The sequence below is a fragment of the Kosmotoga sp. DU53 genome, from assembly GCF_001639905.1.
Lineage (GTDB): Bacteria > Thermotogota > Thermotogae > Petrotogales > Kosmotogaceae > Kosmotoga > Kosmotoga olearia.
This window is the reverse complement of the sequence record NZ_JGCK01000015.1, coordinates 70624-96221: the sequence shown is the minus strand read 5'-3', so window position 1 is coordinate 96221 and position 25598 is coordinate 70624. Positions and strand designations below refer to the sequence as shown.

Sequence of the window (25598 nt, the reverse complement as noted above, 5' to 3'; positions counted from 1 at the left end):
CCTTTAAGGTAGCTCTACAACATCACCTACAACGTAGGGATTTTCTTTTTGCTCTGTATAGGCTCTTCTGTCTATGGCGAATACTCTCTTTACAGAATGGTTTTGTTTTTCCAGTTCATCTACTACTTTTGTTGCAACGTATTGGAGGAATGATGTGCCGCCTGCAAGGTTGAGAATTATCTCGTCAAAGGGGTTCCAATCTATCATGGAAAAACTCCCCTGTATTTTCTGGATTTCGTCGAATCCGGTAAAGGGATCATTTAGTTTGTATATGGAGATCTTTGATTCATCGTATCCTGCTTTTTTACAAATCTCAGGGATTTTTTCAGCTGCCTTTTCGGAAGTGATTACGAGAATTTTGTCCGGGTTCAGTTTTTTGATCAGGGTGTACAGTACGCCCGGTGACGTACCTAAGGGTGTTATGAGAACTCTTTCATTCACAGGTTCAACCTCCATTTTTATTTTTTTGATGGCGAATTCGCCTTTATTTAAGCCTGCTTTTATGAATTCGGTGATAATTTCTTTTTTTATATCGGAGAGGGTTTTAAGGATGTGTTCCTTGCCTTCTTTATCTGTGGTTGGAATTTCTTCTTCATTTATATTCAAAGTTAAGTACAGTGTCTTGTCGAAGTTTCCGCAGATACTATCTTTCTTATAGAACCTTGGATAAACGAAGCTTACAAGGTTGTGCTTTTCAAAATGAGGGAATTGCAGCGCTTTGAAGGCGATTCTATCGAGAGTTTTCAGCCATTCAGGGATTTTTAACAGCCCTTCTTTTTGATTCTCTATAATTCGATTTAATTCAGGATAAACATATGTCTTCTCAATTAATTTTCCGATTTTGGCTATTTTTGTTCTGAGATTGTGGTCGCTGTTTTCTTCTTCAAAGATTATTGAGCTCTTTTCTTTGATTTCCAAAAGAAATTTGTTTAGGTTATTTGTTTTGCATATTTCAGGATTTTCATTGATAAAAGACTTTGTCAGATTGATCAACTCATAGGCGGTTCGCTTTATTCTCAGTTTCCTGTACGCTGGATCTACTGTTCTGTCAGCCTGTACATCAACTCCGTCGATGAATTTCAACCAGCGGGCAGCAATTATAGTAAGGGTTTGCCAATCTTTAGTCGGGAATACTTCCTTGCATACCTCAACCAGTGGTTTTGTCTCTATATTGAAGATTTCTAAAGACTTTTTTCGGTCTTTCTGCAGATTGTCTGCAATATCAATGGGCATGTGTCCACGGTGATACCGCGATACGAGCTTTACCGCTTTTACGATATTTTCCCAGTTCTTTATTTCCTTTGTTTTCTCTGATTCTAATAGATGATACGTGCTTTCATCTTCCAGCATCTGGTAGGTTAGTTCGTTGTGGAGATCTCTTACCACACTCGGCAATCCGTCAAGGTTCAGGGATATTTTGTCGTTTTTGAAAGAGAGTTTGGTATGTCCCAGGTCATGTACGTTCATAGCAATGGCAAAGACAAAATAGAAATCACTGATGAGATCTTCCGGGACACCTTTTAAGAAGTTCTCTTCACCTATTGCGTTTATAAGGTTCACAGTGAATTCCATGAGCCTTTTACTGTGCCTTTGGGAGTGTTCAACGGTTTCCGGGATCTGATCTCCTATCCACTGCATAGACCATGCGTTTCTGATCTTTTTTCTCAAGTATTCTATTTTCTTATGGTCATCCGGATTATCGCGCAAGATCAGCTTGAAGTACTCTTCGCCGTATCCGAAGGGGAGTTTTCGTGCATTTTTGTATTCTTCAAATATTTTGCTCAACGGAAGAATGCTTTCAAGCTTATCTGCTGAGCTTGAAGTGCTATAGATATCCCTGAAAATCTGGGGGATGACCGCGTATTGTGAATATGAGATGCTTTCATCTTTTTTCTCAGACTGAGCTTTTTCGTTCCGGTATGTGGGGAGATCTATCAAGCTTATGAACGCGGATAATGCTTCATCTATGCTGCTGAAATCCCAGGTTGCCGGAATTGGGGGAAACTCCAGGATTTCGTCAGAGTGCTCGAACTTGTAGAAGAAAGGCATCTTATTAAAAATGCAATAGAGAGCCGCCATGATTCCGGGGTATTTCTGTCCTGGCGCAACATCGACGATGATTTCCTTCTTGTCTTTTTTAGTATCTTCAACGATTTTGTCGAGTTCATTCCAGATGGTTATGAGGGTATTGGATGATAATTTTTTATCTGAAGAAGAATACATTATGGAAATCGGCTCTGTTTTCAACCCGAAGGCATTTTCGATTAATCTTTCGAGATAGTCATATACTGCTGGTCTCTCATCTTTGGAGAATTTACCTTTATCGTCAGGGAAAACAAACATGATGACTTTTTCGATATCATATCCTAAATCTTTTATGAGACTTATGCTGTCTAGTTCGGCGGATATTCCTTTTAGCTTTTTGTAGTCAAACCGTGCACCTTTTTGGAAGTATTTTTTTAATTCTTCTTTAAAGTAAACTAGTTCTTCTGGAATAGAATCAGGATCAAGTAAGTATTTTAGCTTTTCTTTTAGTTTTTCATTGGGCTTCTCTGTCATTTTTGTCACTATTTTTATCTGTGATTTTATTAAAAAGCGAAAGCCCCTGAAGAGCAACCACGACGGTTTTTCCCTTAAGGCGGTTTTCGAGGTATTTGATGTAATCCCATGGATTGTTGTTTTCCTTGTCAGGCGTGGCGGCTATGTTTTCATTTTCGTATTTAGTCTTACCAGTAACCTCATTGCTACTGTTTATACCAAAGGTTTTTGCTGCCTGTTCGAATTTTTCTTCCGAATCATCTTGCGTTAATTCAATTTCGCAGAGCAAGAAGTTTTTTTCGAAGTTTTGTCCGCGGGTGTTTTTCAAGCATGAATTCATCCAGGATAACCTCAGGGTGTTCTTCTTGCAGGAAATAGCGAATCTTCATTACGAAGGGGTTGTCTTTTAGTTCCTCTAATTTTATGTCTTGGGGATCGAGTGTTTCCTCTGTTTCAGGCCTTATTCCAGAGCCTTCTTCTTTTACCTTTACAGTTTTTGTCCACACGTGCCTGAATCCTGTAATTTCCTTCCAGATTTCCAGCCGTATGCGTGTTGTCTTTTCTGAGTCAAGATACCACTGGACGATTCCACATTTTTTCACGGCTTTTGACTTCAAATCTTTCGCTTTTTCTTCAGGAACAAGAAATTTTCTTTCATTTTCCAGTTTTTTCATAGCTTGTTCCTCCTGTTTTAATTTAATGGATCTTTCTGAGAAGGTAGTTTTCTATGAATTCCCATCGTTCTTCACTGCTCATCTCAGTCTCATAAAAGCTTTTAGCTATGTCGTATTCTCTTTTGAGACGATTGCGTATTGTTTTGAGTAACTCACAGTGATAATTGCGGTAGTTTTGGAGAATGTAATTTCTGTCCAGGCATTTGAGATGGATAATGGAGCTCTCACCACCGCTGTACTTAACAGTTGCGAGTTGTAATATATCCAGGACACCCAGAACGTTGTAATAGATTTCAGCGCATGCTGAACGGGGTGATATGTACAGTTCTTTTTTGGAGTTGTCTGTATTTGTTACTTCATCAAATATTGACCACCAGGCATTTTCAATTTGCTTGAACCTTTTTGGAATTCCAAATATTCTCTTTTCTTCTATGGTTCCCTTTGATTTGAAGAGTTTGTTCCTGTTGTTTTCATAAGAACCGATAAGATAGTTTATAAATATGGATCTCATCTTTTCATTTATATCATTCAGTTCGCTTAAAATAGAAACCTCTTTTATTTCGGCTTTGAGGGTGTTGGAAAATTCTTCCTCAACTATGCCTTTTGTGGTACTTTCTGCCATTTTAGAGGCGATTTCCAGAGTGCTTCTGAAAATTCTGCTGATCGTTTCTTTGTTTTTGAGCAGATCTATTTCAACTTTTATTACCGGGTAGATGTCCTTTCCAAAAATATCCTTTGGATACTGGAAAAACTTCCAGACCAACGCTTTTAGTGTCAGTTGCTGGAATTTTCTCTTCCACAGTTCTGTTATATCAACAGAGTAGATTTTTCCTGCACTCATTATAACCTGGTGATTACCGGTGATGTTGTTTCTTTTTATCTGGTCTGAAACAATGTAAATTTCTTGGAATTTATCCATTAATTCAGTGCCGATATCATCCGGCGCCGAGAAATACAGGTACTTGTATACTTCTGATCTTCTTACCAATATGGGTCTTCCTACTCTTTTTTCAAGGTCTTTCTGGAGTAAGAAGATGGCGGTTCTTGCCCTTCCAAGCAATGTTTCTTTACTACTTGAGTTTCCTGTTTCGAGAAGATGCTTGATGTCATCTACCGGAAGGAGGATTTCGCCGTTAGGGCTTGCCTTTACCAGAGAACCGATGTGTTCCATTATGTGTTTTAATTTCCACACCTGCGGAACCGATATTCGAGATAGTTTGTAACTGTCTGAAGGATCGACAGGATGATAATAGGTCAGAGCAGTGGCTTTTTTACCGTCTCTTCCCGCTCTCCCGATTTCCTGTATGTACTCAAAGAGATTTGCAGGAACCCGATGGTGGTACACCGTTCTTATATCGGGAATATCTATTCCCATCCCGAAAGCCTTTGTTGCTAATACAACTTTTGCTGTATTGTTCTTAAAAAGCGTGTATGTTTTGTTTCTTTCATCATCCTTTGTTTTGCCTGTATACACTCGCACCTGGTCTCTAATTTCCGGATAGGCGTCAATTATGTTTTTAATTCTTTTGGTATGATTTACAAAGGGACAGTATACCAGCGTTTTTTCGCCTTTCAAAACCATGTCTTTGATCTTTTTTGATGTGTGAAGGATTTTCTTTGTTGTAAAAGACTCGTTTTCTTCGATCTCTTTGGGGTCGAATTTTTCAATCTTTATTTCGATGTTTTTCCGCTTAACATCGGCAAAGATAACTCGGGGTGATCTAAGATTTAGCAAGCTTGAGATTTCTTCAATTGTGTCAAGTTCTCCACCCCAGATGGCTGTGGCGGTTGTGGCAAAAACAGGGAAATCAATTTTCTTTCTGAATCTTTTGATTTCATCACCAAGATAACCATAATCCACCCTGAAGGTTTTTCCCCAAGTACTAACCAAATGTGCCTCATCCACGACCAGAAGTCTGATTGTTCTGCCGCTTGAAAGGGTTTCAAGGCTTGTGGAGATGAAGGTTTCCGGTGAGATGTATAGAATGAACACTTCGCCTTCCTTTACTTTGTCTAATATACTAGTTCTTTCTTCGTAGCTTAGTTCAGAATTGATGTAAGCGCTTCCGGTTAAGTTGTGGTTCCTGTGGAGGTTATGAGTCTGATCTTTCATAAGAGCCTTTAGTGGCGAGATTACGACTGTGAGGCTCTTATCGTCCAGTTTTTTCAATATTGTGGCTGTGAGGGTGTAGATCAGGGATTTACCTGATCCGGTGGAAGCGACAAAGAAAAGGTCTTCGGGTTTCTTAGACAGGGATTGTGAGAGCAGAAATTCTATCAACTCTTTCTGAGAGATCTTGTATTTTTCCTTTTTTGAATTAGAGTAAACCTCGAAGGTTCTAAACTGTTCATATTTAAAATTTTCGCGGAGATACTTGTGAAGGTCGAGTTTCCTAACCTCTTCGGATGGGTACAGACCAGAGAACCTTATGATTTTGTGAGGAATTGAATTGCATTTAAGGTAAGCGCTTGTGGAAAACAGTCTTTCCTTCGTAGAGTGAGAGTTGTCCGTGATCATGATGACGTCCGTATTTTCAATATTTTCGGATTTTTCAATAAATTTTATTCCCTCATCTTTCAGGAGTTTCTTCAAGTCTGCAGTAACTTTCAAACCGAGAACCCTTTCCCCCTTGATCGCTTCGATGAGTTGGTCAAGATTGTAGATCTCAGTTATTTCCGGTTCGTCATACATTGGTACACTTTTGGGGAATAGGCCTTCTGTGTCTTTTAAGATCAGTTCATTATTAGATGTTACAGAAAATAGCGTTCCAAGCTTTGTTGTTAGAACCAGTTGCTTCTCCGAATCTGAGAGTTTTATCTTAGTTTTCTGGTAGTTCTCGAGACAGATTGTTTTTCCAAGATTTTCTAAGAGCACCGGGATGTTTTTCGAGATTAAGGCATACAACCACTGGGATATAACGATTTTCTTGTTTGATTTAAGCTTTTCCGAAAGGGCCATCAAATTTTGGAGATCATAAAGACCTAAGAACCATTCAAGATCCAGAGCCAGATCTTCTTCAAAAAAGGTTATATACGGCCTGTTACTTAGAATTTCAGAAAGATCGTTTCTTTCGAAGCCTTTTAGTACGATCATATTGGTTCTGTTTTCGAATAATTCTTCTATCTTATTGAGCGCTAAAGGAATGATTACGCTCTTTACGTCCACTAAACATCACCTCCGGGAAAGGTTTGTTGGATTTCCAAGTTTTACTTTTACACTTTTTTCACTAAAACAAAAAACCCGGCTTTAGTGCCGAGTTGAAATATTGAATGATATTCGCGCTGTGCTGACTACGTCAGAATTAGCACACTTTGTGTGGACTTCCGCTCCTTCGTCGCGGCTATGCGGCTCCTCGAGCCGGACTAAAGCATGTTCTAATCCGCCGCAGGCGCGTTACAACTGCGAAGCAGTTCGGGACAACTCCGCAGGAGTTCGAAACACTGGCTAAGCCAGTCGCAACCACGCGAAGCGTGCTCACCTGGCCGCAGGCCATCCATACCACTATGGTTCTTTCACTATCCAAAACACGAGAGTCCGAGATCCGAGAACCGAGATCTGCTATTGTAGGGGGACAGCATGCTGTATAAAAACCGAGATTCAAGACCCGAGAACCGGAATTAAAAAATCAAAAGCGAGAATAGATGTTGGAGATTAGAGTTTAGATAAAAATCGGGTTTAGGATATAGAAAATCCAAGAACCAGGAACTAACAACTAGTAACTAACAACTGAATTTCTGTCAGAGATCCGATAGCTGCTGTGTAGCGAATAAGTCCGGTCTTGCTGGAGGGCCTGCGGCGTAAAATGCAAAAGAGCGAGATTTGATGTTGGAGACAGGATTTTAGATAAAAATCGGATCTGGGGAGTCAGGAACATCAAATAAATTTAGCGTTTGAGGTGAAAGTGTAGTATAATTAACTCGTAAGTTATTAACTTTAGAGTTAATAATATTCGAGGTGGTTCTATGTTTATTGGTAGAAGGATGGAATTAGAAAAACTGGATAGACTCTGGAAAAAGGGGAATTTTCAATTGGTTGTTGTTTATGGAAGACGTCGTGTTGGAAAGACGACGTTGTTAAAAAAGTTTTCTGAAGGGAAGAACAGTATTTTTTTCGTATGTGATGAAGTGAATGAGAAGGTTATGCTCGATAGTTTTTCGAAATTTGTGCTCGAGCATTTTGGGCTATCTGAAACAATAGCACCATTTGAGTCCTGGGAGAAGGTTTTCAGGTTTATAGGTGAAAGGGCCAGAAAAGAACAATTGTTGTTGGTAATAGATGAGTTTCCGTACATGGTAAACGCAAGCCCGGAAGTTCCTTCTTTACTTCAGAGAATGATCGATCATGAATTTGCCAATTCAAAGTTATTCATTGCTCTGTGTGGTTCTTCAATAGGCTTTATGGAGAAGGAAGTGCTTGGAAGTAAAAGTCCTCTTTTCGGGAGACGAACAGCGCAATTCAAAATAGAACCATTCAATTATCTTGAAGCTTCCAATTTTTTCCCCTCACTAGGAGCTGAAGAAAAAGTCATTACTTATGGAATACTCGGGGGAGTTCCTCAGTATTTGTTGAAATGGGATGAGGCTCTTTCTATAAAGCAAAATATAATGAACAACTTTCTGGATACATCCGCATATTTATATGAAGAGCCGAGGTTTCTTCTAAAACAGGAGTTGAGAGAACCTGCTTTATACAATGCAATAATAGAGACTATTGCATTTGGGGCGAGCAGACTCAACGATATTGCCAACAAAATTGGGCAGCGGAATGACAAAACGGGAAAGTACATAAAGATTCTGATGGAATTAGAGATTGTTGGGAAAGAAATTCCTGTAACAGAAAAAGAAAACTCAAAAAAATCATTGTACTTTATACGAGATGAGTTGTTCAGATTTTGGTATACCTTCATTTTTCCAAATCGTACGCTCGTAGAAACCGGTATGAGTGAATATATTTTGAATAGCAAAATATTACCTGGATTAAGCGAATATACTGGAAAGACATTTGAAAGGGTTTGCGCGGATTTTGTAAAAAGAAAAAACGCTAAGGGAGAATTTACCGTACGGCTTGAAAAGATTGGAAGATGGTGGGGGAATAACCCTTTCAAAAAGAGGCAGGAAGAAATAGATATTGTTGGCCTAGGAAATGAAGGCATGCTTTTTGGCGAATGTAAATGGCAGAATCGAAAAGTTGACATTTCTGATTTGAATAAACTTGTTGAAAAAAGTGAACTTTTCAATACTGAGAAAAAAATATACGTTTTGTTCTCAAAGTCTGGTTTTACCTACAAACTTTTGGAGAGGGCAAAAAATGATGAAACAATACGGCTTTACACATTGGAAGAGTTGTTCGAATAGAATTTTTTTGCGCAAGGATCATGCGCTGAAGTGCGGAGCTGCGCTCCGGACGCTCACAAGGTTGACGCTTGCAGAGGCTGACGCTTGCAAGGCTGATGAAATCTGAGATCGAGGATTCGGTACCTCCTAAGAAGTAAGGCTGTTATGCCAGCTTGCATAATTGGTTTTTACTTCAACGTCGTAAGCCTCAGTCTTCGAACGTCGCTCCATCAGCTGACAGCGTCCGCAAGCCTCATGGCCACAGGCCATTCATACCACATTGGTTCTTACCAAACCAGGCGCTTTCCCGGGTAGCTCAACAGGTTCATTAGTTTCCATACCACATTGGTTCTTACCAAACTTTATGTCCGGCGTGCGAGGAGTGAGTAGTGTGTTGTTTCCATACCACATTGGTTCTTACCAAACTATTTATTGGTAGTACTTTTACGGACATCGAAAATAGTTTCCATACCACATTGGTTCTTACCAAACCAGTCAGAATATAAAGTTTTACGTAAAATAAAAAGGAGTTTCCATACCACATTGGTTCTTACCAAACACAAATAGTTTCATCAATGATGAAGGCTCATACACGTTTCCATACCACATTGGTTCTTACCAAACTAGGTCAGTGGGTTCAATTCCCACCCCCGCTGCCAAAGTTTCCATACCACATTGGTTCTTACCAAACTGTGAACATATTAATCACTCCCTTCATACGAATTTAGTTTCCATACCACATTGGTTCTTACCAAACAAAAGCAACAATAAGAAAGACCCCCGCCGATCCTTTGTTTCCATACCACATTGGTTCTTACCAAACTTTGTTAAAAAATATGGCGATGTTATCATAGTAGCTTTGTTTCCATACCACATTGGTTCTTACCAAACTTGTAATTGCTCCACTTGCTATTTCATTAGCAGTTACGTTTCCATACCACATTGGTTCTTACCAAACAAGTTCCCGTGGTAGTTTTCTCCCACCAGTCAGCAGTTTCCATACCACATTGGTTCTTACCAAACGGAAAGATATTTGATTGTTTCAGCGTGGGGATCCGAGTTTCCATACCACATTGGTTCTTACCAAACACAAACAACCCAGAAAAAGTCGCAGAAAAGATAATGTTTCCATACCACATTGGTTCTTACCAAACTCTAGATACCATTTTGCACCCATGTTCAGCTTTCATGGTTTCCATACCACATTGGTTCTTACCAAACTTTCCAACCAACGTCAAATTTGAGGAAATTACACCTGAGTTTCCATACCACATTGGTTCTTACCAAACGCAAATTTCAGGGTCGAGCCGGGCCAAGAGATACCGGAGTTTCCATACCACATTGGTTCTTACCAAACTATGTAAAAGACCTAGCAGACTTCGAAGGCATAGCCCAGTTTCCATACCACATTGGTTCTTACCAAACAAACAAAGCAAGATAGACTAAAACACTTGTCGACATGTTTCCATACCACATTGGTTCTTACCAAACAAGATAATAGCGAAACAAGGATTATCTGGTTGTAGGTTTCCATACCACATTGGTTCTTACCAAACGGGAGGTGAAAAAAATGGGTAGAGATGTATTTAAAAGTTTCCATACCACATTGGTTCTTACCAAACGATGTACGCCTGTATTTCCGTTTCCGTGGTGCAAAAGTTTCCATACCACATTGGTTCTTACCAAACTCACTACGATGATATCCCAGATCTTATCAACGAACTGTTTCCATACCACATTGGTTCTTACCAAACCTGCCACTGAGCAATGATACGAGAAATGCTCTTTCGGTAGTTTCCATACCACATTGGTTCTTACCAAACAAAACCCAGACACCGGACTTTGGCACCTTCTAAGCGAGTTTCCATACCACATTGGTTCTTACCAAACAGTATATATTACAAGGAAATTATAAGGAAAAGCAATGCGTTAAGTCAAGGGAATTTGGGAATTTTTGATAGGGAGAGAAATAATTATTTCTAAAAAGTTAATCTGTAAGGAGGGATAAGATATAGATTCGTTGTCCGGAGAGGGGTACAGTAAACCCTGTGAATGTAAACGAGTTGACAGTCGAATGACCAAGGATTTGTCGGATCTCTGTTAAGGATTTTAGAGAATTTCTAAATAGCGTGGGTAGTTAATCAATGATAGGAATTACCTAAAATTTTACCGGTCGGTTGATTCGACGAAGGTCTGTAACAAATATATTAAGCTCTGAAAGCGACTAATAAAAATGCAAATAGTACGATTTAACGATGTATAAAACGAGCGTTTAACATCTCGCGGTAACAAACGTAATATAATTTAACAGAGATCCGACAATAAGGAAAGCAAACTAACGTGTGTGAAATAGAAAAATAGCACATTACAGAGAACTGTTACAAAGTGAAGTCAAGTGACTGAATTCGAGAAATGAGTTCGGGTATGTAAATGTAAAATTAAGCACGCTATGGAAGAATTGCTATGAAAATTAGGCGGGTACGAATCCCTTTGAGATTGAGACGAATGGCTTTGCAGATGGAAAACATTTGTCGCTTGCAGAGGCTGTCAGCTGGTAGAGCGACGTTCGAAGACTGAGGCTTGCAGACGCTGTGTCCGGCATCTCCCTTTATAAACAGAAGCTGTCATCCTGAACTTGATTCAGGATCTACTGTTCTTGATTTCTCGGATTCTCGGGTCTCGGATCTCGAATTTTATACAGCATGCTGTGTCCTACAATACCGAATCTCGGATCTCAGTTATCGTTTTAAGTGTCAATTTTTTCAACTGCGAAGCAGTTTATAACAACCACGAAGTGGTTCGAAACAACTCCGCAGGAGTTCGTGCCAATCCCAAAGGGATTCGTGTCCGCTGCGAAGCAGCCTTCTCGGATCTCGGGTCTCGGATCTCGAATTTTATACAGCATGCTGTGTCCCTACTATATGATTACGTATTGCGTTGATATTTAATATTTGTATCCTGCTAATTCGACCATTCCCATTCCCAGGGAGTTTTTCTGGCCAATGCCAACATCATATAGGAATCTTATGATCTCGGAATCTCCGATAGCAATTACAGGGACTACTGATCCTATGATTGTCTGGTTAGGACTGAGGTTGATTTTGCACGAGGTTCTTTTTCCCTTTTTTTCGAGATATGTTCTATCGACTTGAAGGGATATGTCGGCGTTTTCTTGACCAGTGAAGATTTTCCATTTTTCTTTCGCGTTTTTTGTGAGGTATTCATCGAATTCATCGGGGGATTGGTAGGCTCTTATGTAGAAAGGAGTGTTATATCCTTCAACCCTTTTTGATAATACTATTGGTGTGATTGCTTTAAACACAGTTTTATCTCCAAAATCTGGTGTAGTGAGTGCCCTGGCGCTGTCTACTTTCAACGTGTGATCCCCAAGCTTTACGTAATCCTCGGCAAGAAAAAACTCTATCAGGTTTGTGAGGAACTCTTCTACCGGTGAGGAAATGTATAGAGATACTTGATCGGTTTTGAATAGGATTAATTCTTTGTTTTCTCCGATGTATTCGTAGTGATTTCTTGGAGCTATTAACCTCGAGAAGCAGAAAAATTTGAATTTTTTGTTTCCATCCATAAATCCTTTTTCATGGAGCCATGAGGAGAATTCTGGATTGGATTTTCTTATCATGTTGTAAATCATGCCAGCGAGCTGATGGTAATGATCTCTTTTGAAAGCCTTGTTTTTGGCTTCTTTGAGAATTACTTTGATCCTCACCTGTAAACCTCCTTGTTGTTATTCCTCTTCCGCTGCTTTTATGACTGCTTCGGCTACGGCATCTGCTATTCCAGGCTGGAAGGGTTTTGGGAGTATGTTTTCTTCGTTTAATTCGGATTCCGGTATCATGCCGGCTATGGCGTAAGCCGCGGCGATTTTCATTTTATCCGTTATTTGTTTTCGGCATTTTAGAGCCCCCTTGAATATTCCCGGGAATGCGAGGACGTTGTTTACCTGGTTTGGGAAATCTGAGCGGCCTGTTCCAACTATCCTTGCACCACCCGCTTTTGCTTTATCCGGCATTATTTCCGGAACAGGGTTGGCCATAGCAAAAACGATGGCGTCTTTGTTCATCGAAGCTATCATTTCTTCTGTGACAATGTTTGGTGCTGAAACCCCTATGAACAGGTCTGCACCCTTTATTACTTCTTTCAGAGTTCCCTTTACGTTGTCCGGGTTGGTGATTTCGGCGATTTTTGTCTGGGCAGGATTTGTCCAATCGGCTCCCCTATATATGGCTCCGGGTTTATCGCAGAGGATTATGTGCTTAAAGCCGAATTTTATCAGGAGTTTTGTGATCGCTATTCCGGCAGCGCCAGCCCCGTTGATCACTACTTTCATTTCATTTGGCTTTTTCTGGACGATCTTCAGAGAATTTATGATTCCGGCTAACACGACTATAGCTGTTCCGTGCTGATCGTCGTGGAAAACCGGGATATTTAATTCGGCTTTCAATCTTTCTTCGATTTCAAAGCATCGTGGAGCGGAAATGTCTTCCAGGTTTATTCCACCAAAGCCGGGAGCAATGTATTTAACGGCTTTTACTATTTCATCCACATCTTTTGTGTCCAGGCATATCGGGAAAGCATCTATGCCGGCAAATTCTTTGAAGAGAACCGCTTTTCCTTCCATCACAGGCAAAGCGGCTTCGGGGCCGATGTCTCCCAGACCGAGAACAGCCGTTCCGTCTGTGACTACGGCAACGGTGTTGCCTTTCATTGTATACTTATACACTTTTTCGGGATCTTCTGCTATTTTTCTGCAAGGTTCGGCTACTCCAGGGGTGTAGGCGATTGAGAGGTCTTCGGAGGTTTCTACTTTCGCTTTGGAAATAACCTCGAGTTTTCCCTGCCATAATTCATGCTGTTTAAGTGCTTTTTCTTTGAGATCCATTTTTATCCCTCCGCATGTTTCTGGTTTTTATAATCATTCCCAGGGGAATTTATACTGGTCTAAATTGAATTCATCTCTTAATTGAACGAGTTGTTCTCTGAGAACGTGGTTTAGTGGAGCACCTTTATCTTTTCTTTCTAACCATGTCAGGTATTCTTTTTCGCCGGCGGTGTATATTCTTTCAGCCCCCGGCGCTTTTTTTGAGTTTCTCAAAGCTCTCAGTATTTCACCCGTTGTTTTTTTGAAGTTTTCTAATTCGGTAAAGGCCTCGATATTGATTGCAATAAAGAAATGGCCGATTCTATACGGGACACGATTTCCCTGTTCATCGAAGCCTGTCAGCATTTTGAGAAAGTTTCCACCCTGAAGGGCAGCGGAGAGTATTTCAACTACAGTGGCGTAACCGTAACCCTTGTATCCGGCTGTTTCTTCACCTATTCCGCCGAGTGGAACCAGTGCAGCCTTTCCTTTTTTCAGGTCTTCAAGGATTTGTTCGGTGTCTGTTCTGGTTTTTCCGTCTTCTCCTATTACCCAGCCTTCAGGAATTTCTTTACCTGCTCTGGCATAAACTTCGATTTTTCCCCTCTGAGAGACGCTCGTGGCACAGTCAAGAATGAAGGGAAATTCTTCATCTGAGGGCATTCCGAAGGTCAATGGGTTTGTTCCGAGCATGGGTTCAACGCCGAAGGTGGGGGCTATGGATGGCCTCGCATTAGTACCGGTGATACCTATCATACCTTCATCCACAGCCATTTGAACATAGTAACCCGCTATACCGTAGTGGGTGGAGTTTCTCACAGCAACCATTCCCATGCCGTACTTTTTTGCTTTTTCTATGGCCAGTTTCATGGCTTTGTAGCCTATTACATGTCCCATTCCGTTGTGCCCATCTACTACCGCAGTTGTCGGGCTTTCTCTGACGATTTCAAAGTTTGTGATGGGGTTCTGGATTCCCGCCTGAATTCTTTCGACATAGATTGGCTTAAGTCTACCGACTCCGTGGGAGTCGATACCTTGTTTGTCGGCCGTAATAAGCACATTTGCGACTATTTTGGCATCTTCTTCCGGAACTCCAAGAGCTTTAAAAACATCGACCATAAAGTTTTCGAGAACGTCAAAATCCAACCAGACAACATCGTCGTAAACTACTTCCATGTACGAACATCTCCTTTTTTCAAAACTTATTTACATTTCAAATATAACATGAGAACAGAAAAAAACGAGAACTGAGTGAGAGGGCTGCTTCGCAGCGGACACGAATCCCTTTGGGATTGACACGAACTCCTGATAAGAATCCGAGAAACCGAGAACCGGGAACCGATAGCTGCTGCGAAGCCGAGGCTTGCTACGCTGTCAGCTGGTAGAGCGACGTTGTCAGCTGATGGAGCGACACGAACCGCAAGCGGTTGTTACGAACTCCTTTGGAGTTGACTCGAACCACTACGTGGTTGTTCCGAGCCGCTTCGCGGTTGAAAAACTGTCATTCTGGAAATGTTTTATCCAGAATCTGTTCTGAACATTTTTCAATGATTACGTTACATGGCAAGGATTCGCTATTGTAGGGGCACAGCATGCTGTATAAAATTCGAGATTCGAGATCCGAGACCCGAGAATCCGAGACCCGAGAAATCAAGAACAGTAGATCCTGAATCAAGTTTAGGATGACAAGTCAAGCTTAGGGTGACAATCTCTGTTTTTCAAAAAATTGGGTTTATGGTGTAGAAAGTTCGAGAATCAGGTACTGATAATCAATAACTAATAACGGGTGGTTGAAGTTACTGGTGCGACATAATTAACTCGTGAGTTATTAACTTTAGAGTTAATGCTTTGCTTGATGATTGTGAGATTGTCAGTAGTTCGGGGTTGATAATCACTTTTGGCTTTTTTTTGGGATATGGTTTTATGTTAGAATTCTCCTAAAGTAAAACAAGTAAAATGTAGAAATCGGAAATCCTTATTTTGTTTTGATTTGAAAGGAGCGTGAAGGTTATTAAGTTAAACATTGGGGGTTTGAAGCCAAAAATTCCTCTTATACAGGGTGGTATGGCTGTTGGTATATCACTTGACAATCTCGCTTCAGCGGTTGCCAATGAAGGCGGGATAGGGGTTATAGGCACAGCCGGCATAGGAATGATGGTGGGAGGTAATAGAAGGAATTTTGAGCAGGCGAGCATAGAAGGCTTAAAAAGGATCATTCGAAATGCTCGCGAAAAAACCAACGGCATTCTTGGTGTGAATATCATGGTTGCATTGACCAATTATAAGGATATGGTGACTACGGCGATCAAGGAAAAGATAGATGTCATAATTTCTGGAGCCGGATTGCCGCTGGATCTGCCTTCTTTTTTAAGTTGAGGGTTCAAAAACCAGGTTGATTCCAATAGTATCTTCGTTGAGATCTGCTCAACTTATTTTCAGGAGATGGTTGAAAAGGCATAACTATATACCGGATGCTTTTGTGGTTGAAGGACCAAAAGCCGGAGGACATTTAGGATACCGTCCAGAACAGCTCGATGATCCTGAGTCTTCACTTGAGAGGACTATTCCTCAGATACGTGATTTTACCGAAGAGATTAAAAGGGAGTATGGTAAGGAGGTTCCTGTTATTGCTGCCGGGGGGATATACAGCTCTGATGACGTGAAAAGAGTGTTCTCGTTGGGAGCGTCTGGAATACAGGTAGGAACCCCGTTTATTGCAACTGAGGAATGCGATGCGGATATCAGGTTTAAGGAAACGATCGTGAACGCTAAAAAAGAGGACATAGTGATTATCAAAAGCCCGGTTGGTTTACCCGGTAGGGCTGTGCGGAATAAATTCATCGAAGATGTTGAAGCGGGAAAGAAAAAGCCATTCAGATGTGGGTTTCATTGTATAAAGACGTGTAATGTCAAAGATGCTCCATATTGTATAGCCGAGGCCCTTTTGAATGCTTCAAAAGGGAACCTTGAAGATGGGTTTGCTTTTATCGGAGCTATGGGATATAAAATCAACAAAATCACGACCGTTAAGGAAGTAATCAGAAAGCTTTTTAAGGGAGTGTGATAAACCACTAGATCAGAGAATCCGAGAGACCGAGAAAGCCGCTTCACGGCGGATACGAATCCCTTCGGGATTGTCACGAACTCCTTCGGAGTTGACCCGAACTGCTGCGCAGTGATAAACACCGTTGTGGGTTGTGCGTTGTAGGTTGTACGAAAAAAACATTGAGAAACCGAGATCCGAGACCCGAGAACCGGAATTAAAAAATCAAAAGAGAGAATGGATGTTGGAGATTGGATCATAGAAAAAAGTGAATCAAAAATTTAGGATCTTGGGTTTTGAAAGAAACGAAGTTCTTATAATGTTATGATACTTGAATTTTTGACTATAATCCTTGGAAAAAACTCAATGCTGATTCATTGTAGAGCAACCGCAGGATTCTCTTATCACTAATTTTACCGGTATGTGCTCGGCTCTGGGAATCTTTTCTCCCTTTAGGAACTTTACCATGAACAATGCTGCCACTTTTCCCATTTCGCTGAAGTTTTGTCTTACTGTGGTAATGTGAGGAAAGGTGTATTTGGATATGATTCTATCGTCAAAGCCGACTACTCTTATATCTTCTGGAATTCTTATTCCATTCATCATGAGTGAGGTTATTCCGGATAACGCTAAAAGATCGTGACAGAAGAATATGGAATCGTATTTTCCTTCTTTTATTGTTTTGATGAATTTGTCCCGCATATCTTCTATGTTCTCTACAAAAAGAACATCTACATGTTTTTCGAAAGCATTCTTGAAGCCGTTGTATCTTTCTTTAACGCTGAAAATGTCCATCCCTTCTTCGGTGATAAATATCGCGTTTTTTGATCCATGGACGTCTTTAAGATGCTCTCCGAGCAAATAGCCTCCGTGGTAGTTGTTTGACTCTACAAAAGGAATCTCTTCAAAACCGGATATGGTTCTGTCTATGAAAACTATGGGTAGTTTTTTTTCTATAAACTTCTTGAAAGTATGGCTTTCCTCAAGATTTTTTATAGGTGATATTATAAGTCCAGAGACATTTTCGTCCAGAAGACGGGAAAGCTTTTTTTCGAAATCCTCGGAGTAGCATTTTCCAATGTCTACGAATATAGCATGGACAGAGAAGTCTCTCAACGTTTTGACTATTTTTGATACCATCGCTTCTCCTCTTACATCAGCAACATTTCCAATCGCGACGCCGACGTAAGTTACTTTGTTTTTCGCAAGTTTGGAGATCTCAGAGACAAAAGTTCCGATACCCGGTATTCTGACAAGAAGGCCCTCGTCCGTTAGCTTTTCAACAGCTTTTCTTGCGGTTAACCTGCTCACTCCGAACATCTTGGCGAGCTCGTTTTCAGATGGGATCTTGTCACCGGGAGAGTATTTTGTTTTCAGTTCTTCTCTAAGAAAGTCGATGATTAGTTTATAAGGAGCTTTCGGTGTCAATTTAAGTATCCCTCCATTATTCTGTGGGTACATTTTCTAGTCCCCAGGAAAAATCTGGTTTTGAAGACATTTCAAATACGAGTTTCGTACCTTTGATGATTTCCTCGTGATTTATCCAGGCTCTCTTTATCTCTTTATCGTTAAGTATGGCCCGCGATATGTAAAGGTTATCTTTAGAGTTGTTTTTAGCAACTATTTCGAAATCCCTTTTATTATTCAAGTGTACCACCACTTTGTTAAAAATGGGGCTACCTATGACGTAATACGGTGTGCCAGGGCAAACTGGATAAAATCCCATCGCACTAAAAACATACCAGGCAGACATTTGACCACAGTCATCGTTACCGCACAATCCTTCAGGTCCTGTTTGGTAGAGGTTATTCATTATATATCTGACCATCTTTTGGGTTTTCCACGGTTCGTTTGCATAAACGTAAAGGTATGCAGCATGATGTGAAGGTTCGTTCCCGTGAGCGTACTGACCTATAAGACCCGTTATATCAGGTGGTCCATCCACATTGCTGTCTTCCGAAAAGAATCTGTCCAATTTTCTGGAAAAGGCCTCTTTGCCTCCCTTTAAGCCCATTAAGCCGTACACATCTGAAACAACGAAGAAAGTCCATTGCCATGAATTTCCTTCTGTGAAGTATTTATAAACTTTTGCTGGGTCAAAGTTATTTTCATCCATCCAGCGACCGTTGTATTTTCTTCCTCTCATAAACCCTGTTTCACGGTCAAAAACGTTTTTGTAGTTTTTTGATCTTTCCATGAATTTTTCATAGTCTTTGAGTTTTCCGAGCTTTTTGGCAAATTGAGCTATACAAAAATCATCGTATGCAAATTCCAGGGTTCTGGAGGTTGCCTCACCAACCCTGTCTGCAGGGACATATCCTTTCTTTATGTAGTATTTCAAGCCTCCTCTGGCTTCATAAAAACATTCTTGAGGTTTTGGTAGCGTTTTTTAGCATTGCTTTATAAGCTTTCTGGAGGTCAAATCCTTCCAATCCTTTTACGTAGGCATCCGCTATAACTGAGTCTGCATGGGTTCCTATCATGCAGTTCGTAAATCTGTTCGCTTTGTACCATTTTGGAAGCCAGCCAGATTGATCGTATATGTCAAGCAAACTTTTTATCATGTCCACATTTCTCTCAGGTTGGAGAAGAACGAATAAAGGATGAAGAGCTCTGAAGGTATCCCAGAGAGAAAAAACAGTGTAATGGGGATAATCAGCGGAATGGACTTTATCATCTGGACCTATGTACTTTCCATCTATATCGGAAAAAATATTTGGTGCGATGAACGAATGATAAAGTGCTGTGTAGAACTTTATTTTGTCTTCAATTTCCCCTTCTACTTCTATCTTATTGAGTTCTTTTACCCATGCGGCAAAGGCTTCTTTTTTGACGCGATCAAAATCCCAATCCGGAACCTCAGAAAGATTTTTTCTTGCACCTTCTATACCGGTATAAGATACGGCTACCTTTATGATTATTTTTTCGTTTTCTTCAGTCGAGTACCTAACATAAGCTCCTACGAAGGGGTCTGAACGACTCCGTAGCTTTTCTTTCCTATTGCCTGGTTCTATCCTGAAAACTTTCCACGTCCCAAATTCCTCGAAAGGTTTCGAAAATTTAGCGACGAAATAAATAGTGTGGGGAGAGCGTGCACCACAGAAATGTCCTCCGGTTATGTATCCTTCTATCTCATCGTTTCCAACTACTTTCACCCATGCCTTTTCTACCATGTCACCGATTCTGTGGTAGAGATCCAGTATTATGTAAGCTTCATCAGTTTTCGGAAATGTGTATCTATGAACCCCAACTCTTGTGGATGCGGTTAGTTCTGCGAGTATCTCGTAATCGTCTAGAAACACCGAATAATATCCGGGTTTCGCGATCTCTGTTTCGTGCCTGAACCTGGATCGGTAGCCTCTGTCAGGATCGTCTTTTGGTCCCGGGAGTGTTTTCAAATTTCCAACGATTGGCATTATTCTGATTTCACCATAATCCGCTGCGCCTGTTCCGCTGAGGTGTGTGTGGCTGAAGCCCATTATGGAGGAATCAGAATAATGATAACCTGAACACCAATCCCAACCTTTGATATCAGTATCCGGGCTGAGTTGAACCATACCAAAGGGAACGGTTGCCCCAGGAAATGTGTGACCGTGCCCCCCGGTCCCTATGAAGGGATCGACATAATCCAGAACTGAGGCTGGTGAAATGATTGAAAACACAAGCATTAAAGATACAAAAAAACTCTTCATATTTTCACTTCACCTCTTATTCAAGAAGAGCGATTGTCACAATGCTGGTTGTTTCGGTATTGGTATCATCTGCCTGAATTATCTCTCCAGACTTCACTTCATATCCAACAGTAAAACCACCTTCAAAGGCCTGGGTTTTTCTGAGAATCAGCTTGGCTTTTTCTATCTCATAACGGTAATCGTCCACAATTTTTGAACCAGCCTTTTCTAACCGTTTCGCCAGGATCATTATTAAAGCCGTTTTGTAGGTTTCGTAATAGGCCTTGAATGCCTTATCTTTGAGTCCGTATCCATCCCACATCCTCATCAGTGTTCTAAACAAATTTTCAGCTTCTCTTACGTTCCTATCTAAAAGGAAGTTCAAAGCTCTATAAACAACCAGATCAGCATAATTTTTCCAGCTGTTGATGATTACTGATTTATCTGGTTTTTCATAAAGTATGTCAATTAAGCCGAATTTCTCGGTGAACTCGCTGGTTATATATTCGTTGTACCTTCCGTAGAAGATGGCTGGTATCTTAACACCAATGATGACTTCATGCTTTTCATCATAACCGTTATTGTATTTTTCAAGTTCTTTTTCTATCGTATCTGCAAGAGAATCGTTTAAAAGTCTCAAAGCATAAGCTGCTAACAGGTTATCGCTGGCAATGTATATCCTTTTGTTGTCCGGTTTTACGTACATACTGGCTCTGAGGAGGTTGATTTCCGGAACGAACTGTTTTTTGAAAAAGCCAGTTAAGGCTTCCTTATTTATCTTTGTTTGATCTCTCTCTTTCCATAATTCCGACCATTTTTTTGTTATTTCCAAATATTTTCGTCCGTATTCAAGGCTCGGCTCTATTTCTGAACCTTCATGCCATTCATTCCAGCTTGTTATTACTACCATATCAGGGTCAAGATTGAGAACAAGTTTCCATAATTCTTCATAGAGTTTCCCATTTTCTCTATCAACAGAAAATCCGGGAACCCTTACGTGGGTATCGTCATAGCCTGGCATTATGTTCATAACGTGGATTATCCCATTTTTCCTTGCCTGAAAATTCATGAATCTAAGACCAAGTTTCATCTGAGGAAGTTTTCGAAAAGTTCCGCAAACGTTGTAAGTGTGCAGGCCGCCAAAGAGTTTTGCGAATTTAGCATCCAGAGTGTCGGCTATAAAAAGTGCAGGACCACATTTTTCTCTTACTTGTGATACAACATATTCCCAATCTTCTTTTGAAAGGCTATTTATAGCCCTTGAGTATATGAAGAGCACCGGTTTGCCATTCACTTTGAGAAAAATTTCGTCTTTAGCGAACTCTTCCAGAGCGAAACAAAGTTCATCTACGGTTTCTTGCCTGGTAGCCCATCTCTCGTAACCTTCATAATAGAGGCTTATATAAAATCTTTTTCCTTTTTCGTTTAATTCCTTTGCGATGTTTAGCATTTTCTTGATGGTATCCGTTTCATAGGATCCGGGGCCCCACCAGGAAACAACGAAACCATCTATTCCGGATTCGGCAGCTTCAGACATATGTGCTCTCAAGATCTCTTCATCCCATGAATCGTAGAGGCCAATTTCGGGAAGGTTGGTACCCTGGTAATACATACCTGCTCCATACCAGTGAAGCCACCGCCCGTTTCCCATAGGACCTTCAGGAGTTCCATACCATGCGTAGTAAAATGCCAGCGTAAGCCTGGGTGTTTTTCTCTCATATTCAGTCTTCTTATCATTGTTGGTGTTTTCGTCAAGCTTGTTAAGCGTTATCTTGAACTCTTTTCTGTTGTTCGGATCATCTGCTATGTTTTCGGAATTCTTCAGGGTGGCTATTTTTACTGTTTCGCTTTCGAGAGAAGTGTATATCTCAACGTAGGTTTCTCCTATATCTCCCTTTTTTATGACAACTTTAGGCTCTATGCTGAAATCTTCGAAGGTCAATTTTATATGGAAAGAAGCTTTTGATTCATCAAATTGGGGTTTGTGAATAGCTATTCCCCAGGGAATTATCTGACAGTTACCGATTCCTTTGTATTCAATAACTTCTCCATCTATGACAGGTGAATTCATTTCTATTTGTGTCCAGTCAGATGTTGTATACCCTCTAATCTCTATTGTCACAATCCCGAGGACAAAAACGGGCAGAATGATGGAAAAAGCGAGAATGAGAATATATTTTCTCATTATATTCCTCCTTTTATCCCTTAATTCCTGAGAGCTTTATGCCCTCAATAAGATATTTTTGAGCAATCAGGAAGAACATTATTGTTGGAATCAACCCGAGTGTTGCTGCTGCCATCATCCAGTTCCAGTGTGTACCATATCTGCTCAGAAATAGAGGAAGTCCCAGAGCAAGGGGATATTTTTCTTCATCGGTCAGGTATATGAGTGGTCCGATGTAATTGTTCCACGAAGCAAGAAACTGGAACAGTCCCACCAGGAAGAGTATTGGTTTTGATATAGGCAGCATTAGTTTCCAATATATCTGGAATTCTGAGGCACCATCCACTCTAGCGGCATCTATGAAGTCATCCGGTATGGTATTAAAGAATTGCCTTATCAGGAAAATGTACATAGGACTTCCAAAAAAAGATGGAATGATCAATGGCCACAGGGTATTTACGAGATGGAGCTTTTTGAATATGATGAAGGTGGGGATCATCGTAACGGCGAAAGGCAGCATCATGGTACTGAGCATCAGATAAAAGAAAAAATCCCTACCGGGCCATTTTATTTTTGAAAAGCTGTATGCGACCAATGGGCATGAAAGAATTGCTCCGACAACAGATCCAGCGGTTATGATTACGCTGTTCATAAAGTATCTGAAAAATGGGAAATATTCGTACAGCTTTTTTGTAGTTTGACCAGACTGGAGGGATCGGAATCCATTTTGGTGGGAATAGGAAAAGATCCTGATCGGCTTTCAATGACGTGGTGATCATCCAGAGAAATGGGAGCATATAAACAAACGTCACGAGCAGTAAGCCAATTCTTATTATATTAAGCCTGAGTAATTCTTTCGTCTTCTTTCCGAACTTCATATTGTCATCCCCCTATTATCATTTGGAACCATAGTAAAACACCCAGCGTTTTGACGTCTTGAATATGATAAAAGTCACAAAAAGGGCTAAAAGAAACAGGAACCAGGCCATAGCTGATGCGTAGCCCATATTGACGTATGTGAAAGCATGGCGGTAAAGATACATGACATATGAAAGTGTGGAATTTGCAGGACCACCACCGGTCATTATTTGCGGTAGGTCAAATATCTGGAATGCAGCCAATGAACTTGTGATTAGGTAGAAAAGAGTCGCTGGCGAGATAAGGGGAAGGGTTATTTTTCTGAACATTTGCCATCTTGTTGCACCATCAAGTGCAGCGGCTTCATAGAGTTCTTTGGGTATGTCTTTTAGAGCGGCCATGTATATAAGCGCTGTTCCTCCCGCTCCCCATTGTGAGAGGAGTATTATCGTTATTTTTGCCCATTTTTCGTCAGAAAGCCACATTGGACCTTCTATACCGAACAAGGATAGAAAAGAATTTACAAACCCAAGGTACGGGTTGAAAAACCAGAGCCCTACAGTTGCAAAGGCGAAAGCGGGAACTATACTCGGGAGATATATCATACTTCTATAGATAACGATCTCTTTTAGAGGTTGAACCAGTAAAACTGCCAGGATCAATCCAACCAGAAGCCCCAATGGAACAAGCCCTGCAACATAGTAAAGAGTGTTGGTTAGAGATTTTGTGAAGAGTATATCGTTGAAAAGCTTGTGATAATTTTCTAAGCCAATCCATTGAGGGGGTGTTGTCACATGGTACTCGGTGAAACTAAAATAAAAAGAAGCAATTATAGGATAAACTGTAAAGACAGCAAATCCTATTAACCAGGGTAAAGCGAAAAGGAGACCTATTTTCAGATTTTTCCTCGTTTTTTTGGTCATCTTCATTGCGTCCGGCATTCAGACTTTCCTCATTTAATGAAGAAAGGAGAATGCCTGCACCTCCTTCCTTACACAAGAGCTGGCTGGTATGTTTGTTATGTAAGAAAACACATTATGATACTGTCACATGGGCGGTGAAACATATTTTTGGCTGTAAACACAAACTTCGTTTTACAATTAAGTAGAAAAGTTGGCCCTCTCGGTAGAGAGAGCCAACTTTGTTTTCAAACATTACTTCCCAAGAGCTTTGTCAAGAGCTTCCTGGACCTCAATCTGAGCATCCATGAGAGCCTGTTCAACAGGTTTCTTTCCCCAGAGTATGTATTCTCTCGCTTCAGTAAGTTTGTCCCACAGGAGAGCTCCCACGGGAATAACAGGCCTACAATGAGCTGTCGGGAGGATTTCTGCGAATGCCTCTTGTGCAGGATCGCTTTCGATTAACTTTGGAAGTGCGGCTTTGTAAGTCGGAAGATGTCCGGACTTAACTGCGTATATGGTCTGTCCTTCAGTAGCCATGTACAGAATAAATTCGGCAGCTTCTTTTGGATGTTTTGCACCTTTGGGGATAACAAGACTCCAGCCACCAGCCCAGGTGCTGTTGGGTTCGCCATAGGGAGGATACGGTATTGGAGCCACACCGTATTCAAAGTCTTTCGGAGCAAAGTTTCTAATCTGTGCAAGGAACCAATTACCGTCCACAACCATGGCAAGCTTTCCACCTATGAATGGATTTATTTCTGCACCGAACATAGAGAAGAAGGCACCAAGGTTTTTCATACCATACTTGTCAGCGTATTTTTTCTGCCACTTGAAGGACTCTATGATTTTGGGATCGTCGGCGAAAGTAAGCTTCTGGGTTTTTTCATCATAGAACTTTCCACCGAAGGCCCAACCCCAGGTATAATGCCATCCTTGACCGAACCATGGAACGAATCCCAGCTGAACATATCTGTTGCCTTGTTTTATAGTTAGTTTTTCGGCGTATTCGTCAAGTTCATCGATCGTTACCGGTGGTTTATCAGGGTCAAGGCCAGCTTCCCTGAAAAGTTTTTTGTTGTAGTACAGGACTCTGACATCAGTATCCCACGGAAGAGCGTACAGCTTTCCATTGTAGCTTGCTTCGTCTACGGAGAACTTGAAGAATTGGGACCTCAACTCTGTTGTGTCTATCCCAATGCTTTCTAGATAATCCTCAAGAGGTTCTAAAACTCCCTGGTGAGCTCTTTGAGCGACGGTAAACCTATCAAGGTAGTAAACATCGGGACCAGTACCCGCTGCTACTGCCGTCATGAGCTTGGTAACCTCTGTTTCACTTCCTGGTACAAGGACTACTTTCACTCTGATGTTTGGATGCGTTTCGTTAAATTTCTGTACAATTTCATCGATAGCTCTCTTGTCGACAGGGTTCGACATGTTGTGCCAGAAAACAACCTCTACGGCTCCTGCCAGGACGATAGAGCTCAGCAGCACTACCGTCAACGCAAACAGAAACTTTCTCATAATGCCAACCTCCC

The 25598-nt window shown here is 40.9% G+C and carries 14 protein-coding genes, 2 pseudogenes and 1 CRISPR repeat array; of the genes and pseudogenes, 2 read left to right on the top strand and 14 right to left on the bottom strand.

Features of this window, described 5'->3' with window-relative positions; genetic code table 11:
• Positions 1 to 3: 3 nt before the first annotated feature.
• Genes DU53_RS02355 through DU53_RS02340 form a run of 4 tightly spaced genes read right to left on the bottom strand, consistent with a single transcriptional unit; the run spans position 4 to position 6378 of the window.
• The gene (locus DU53_RS02355; protein ID WP_153020798.1) at positions 4 to 2559 is read right to left on the bottom strand and encodes a hypothetical protein; all 2556 of its coding nucleotides are present in this window, start codon (positions 2557 to 2559) and stop codon (positions 4 to 6) included.
• Positions 2540 to 2827, bottom strand: a complete 288-nt coding sequence (locus DU53_RS02350; protein WP_063727229.1) for a hypothetical protein — start codon at positions 2825 to 2827, stop codon at positions 2540 to 2542. The genes DU53_RS02355 and DU53_RS02350 overlap by 20 nt, the downstream gene beginning before the upstream one ends.
• Complete coding sequence (locus DU53_RS02345; protein ID WP_063727227.1) at positions 2811 to 3212, bottom strand: hypothetical protein; 402 nt, start codon at positions 3210 to 3212, stop codon at positions 2811 to 2813. Before DU53_RS02345 ends, DU53_RS02350 begins: the two co-directional genes overlap by 17 nt.
• 22 nt (positions 3213 to 3234) lie before the next feature.
• Complete coding sequence (locus DU53_RS02340; protein ID WP_063727226.1) at positions 3235 to 6378, bottom strand: helicase-related protein; 3144 nt, start codon at positions 6376 to 6378, stop codon at positions 3235 to 3237.
• A 797-nt stretch (positions 6379 to 7175) separates the two neighbouring features.
• Between DU53_RS02340 and DU53_RS02335 the strand changes: the two genes are divergently transcribed.
• Complete coding sequence (locus DU53_RS02335; RefSeq protein ID WP_012745000.1) at positions 7176 to 8567, top strand: ATP-binding protein; 1392 nt, start codon at positions 7176 to 7178, stop codon at positions 8565 to 8567.
• A gap of 245 nt (positions 8568 to 8812) precedes the next feature.
• A CRISPR array of direct repeats spans positions 8813 to 10436; the repeat unit is 30 nt; unit sequence GTTTCCATACCACATTGGTTCTTACCAAAC.
• Between the two features lie 1054 nt (positions 10437 to 11490).
• On the opposite strand, the gene cas6 is transcribed toward DU53_RS02335, so the two are convergent.
• Genes cas6 through DU53_RS02320 form a run of 3 tightly spaced genes read right to left on the bottom strand, consistent with a single transcriptional unit; the run spans position 11491 to position 14601 of the window.
• Positions 11491 to 12273 carry a CRISPR-associated endoribonuclease Cas6 gene (gene cas6, locus DU53_RS02330; RefSeq protein ID WP_012744998.1) on the bottom strand — a complete coding sequence of 261 codons (783 nt, stop codon included), beginning with the start codon at positions 12271 to 12273 and terminating at the stop codon, positions 11491 to 11493.
• An 18-nt stretch (positions 12274 to 12291) separates the two neighbouring features.
• Complete coding sequence (locus DU53_RS02325; RefSeq protein WP_012744997.1) at positions 12292 to 13446, bottom strand: NADP-dependent malic enzyme; 1155 nt, start codon at positions 13444 to 13446, stop codon at positions 12292 to 12294.
• A 33-nt stretch (positions 13447 to 13479) separates the two neighbouring features.
• Entirely contained in the window at positions 13480 to 14601 is a 1122-nt protein-coding gene (locus DU53_RS02320) for an Ldh family oxidoreductase (protein ID WP_012744996.1), read from the bottom strand.
• Between the two features lie 888 nt (positions 14602 to 15489).
• On the opposite strand from DU53_RS02320, the pseudogene DU53_RS02315 reads away from it, so the two are divergent.
• Positions 15490 to 16489: pseudogene (locus tag DU53_RS02315) on the top strand (NAD(P)H-dependent flavin oxidoreductase).
• 342 nt (positions 16490 to 16831) lie between these two features.
• On the opposite strand, the gene DU53_RS02310 reads toward DU53_RS02315, so the two are convergent.
• The 7 genes and pseudogenes from DU53_RS02310 to DU53_RS02280 all read right to left on the bottom strand — a co-directional run bounded on the left by DU53_RS02310 (position 16832) and on the right by DU53_RS02280 (position 25584).
• Positions 16832 to 17896, bottom strand: a complete 1065-nt coding sequence (locus tag DU53_RS02310) for a substrate-binding domain-containing protein (protein ID WP_063727224.1) — start codon at positions 17894 to 17896, stop codon at positions 16832 to 16834.
• Between the two features lie 16 nt (positions 17897 to 17912).
• The gene (locus DU53_RS13145; RefSeq protein ID WP_063727222.1) at positions 17913 to 18809 is read right to left on the bottom strand and encodes a glycoside hydrolase family 92 protein; all 897 of its coding nucleotides are present in this window, start codon (positions 18807 to 18809) and stop codon (positions 17913 to 17915) included.
• A gap of 13 nt (positions 18810 to 18822) precedes the next feature.
• Positions 18823 to 20160, bottom strand: a complete 1338-nt coding sequence (locus tag DU53_RS13140) for a GH92 family glycosyl hydrolase (protein ID WP_063727220.1) — start codon at positions 20158 to 20160, stop codon at positions 18823 to 18825.
• 16 nt (positions 20161 to 20176) lie between these two features.
• On the bottom strand, positions 20177 to 22324 hold the full coding sequence (locus DU53_RS11795; RefSeq protein WP_082853756.1) for an endo-1,3-alpha-glucanase family glycosylhydrolase: 2148 nt from the start codon (positions 22322 to 22324) through the stop codon (positions 20177 to 20179).
• Positions 22325 to 22337: 13 nt separating this feature from the next.
• A pseudogene (locus DU53_RS02290) lies at positions 22338 to 23181 on the bottom strand (carbohydrate ABC transporter permease).
• A gap of 18 nt (positions 23182 to 23199) precedes the next feature.
• Positions 23200 to 24102: a carbohydrate ABC transporter permease gene (locus DU53_RS02285; RefSeq protein WP_063727218.1), complete on the bottom strand. Its 903-nt coding sequence runs from the start codon at positions 24100 to 24102 to the stop codon at positions 23200 to 23202.
• 213 nt (positions 24103 to 24315) lie between these two features.
• Positions 24316 to 25584: an ABC transporter substrate-binding protein gene (locus DU53_RS02280; RefSeq protein ID WP_063727216.1), complete on the bottom strand. Its 1269-nt coding sequence runs from the start codon at positions 25582 to 25584 to the stop codon at positions 24316 to 24318.
• Positions 25585 to 25598 lie beyond the last annotated feature (14 nt).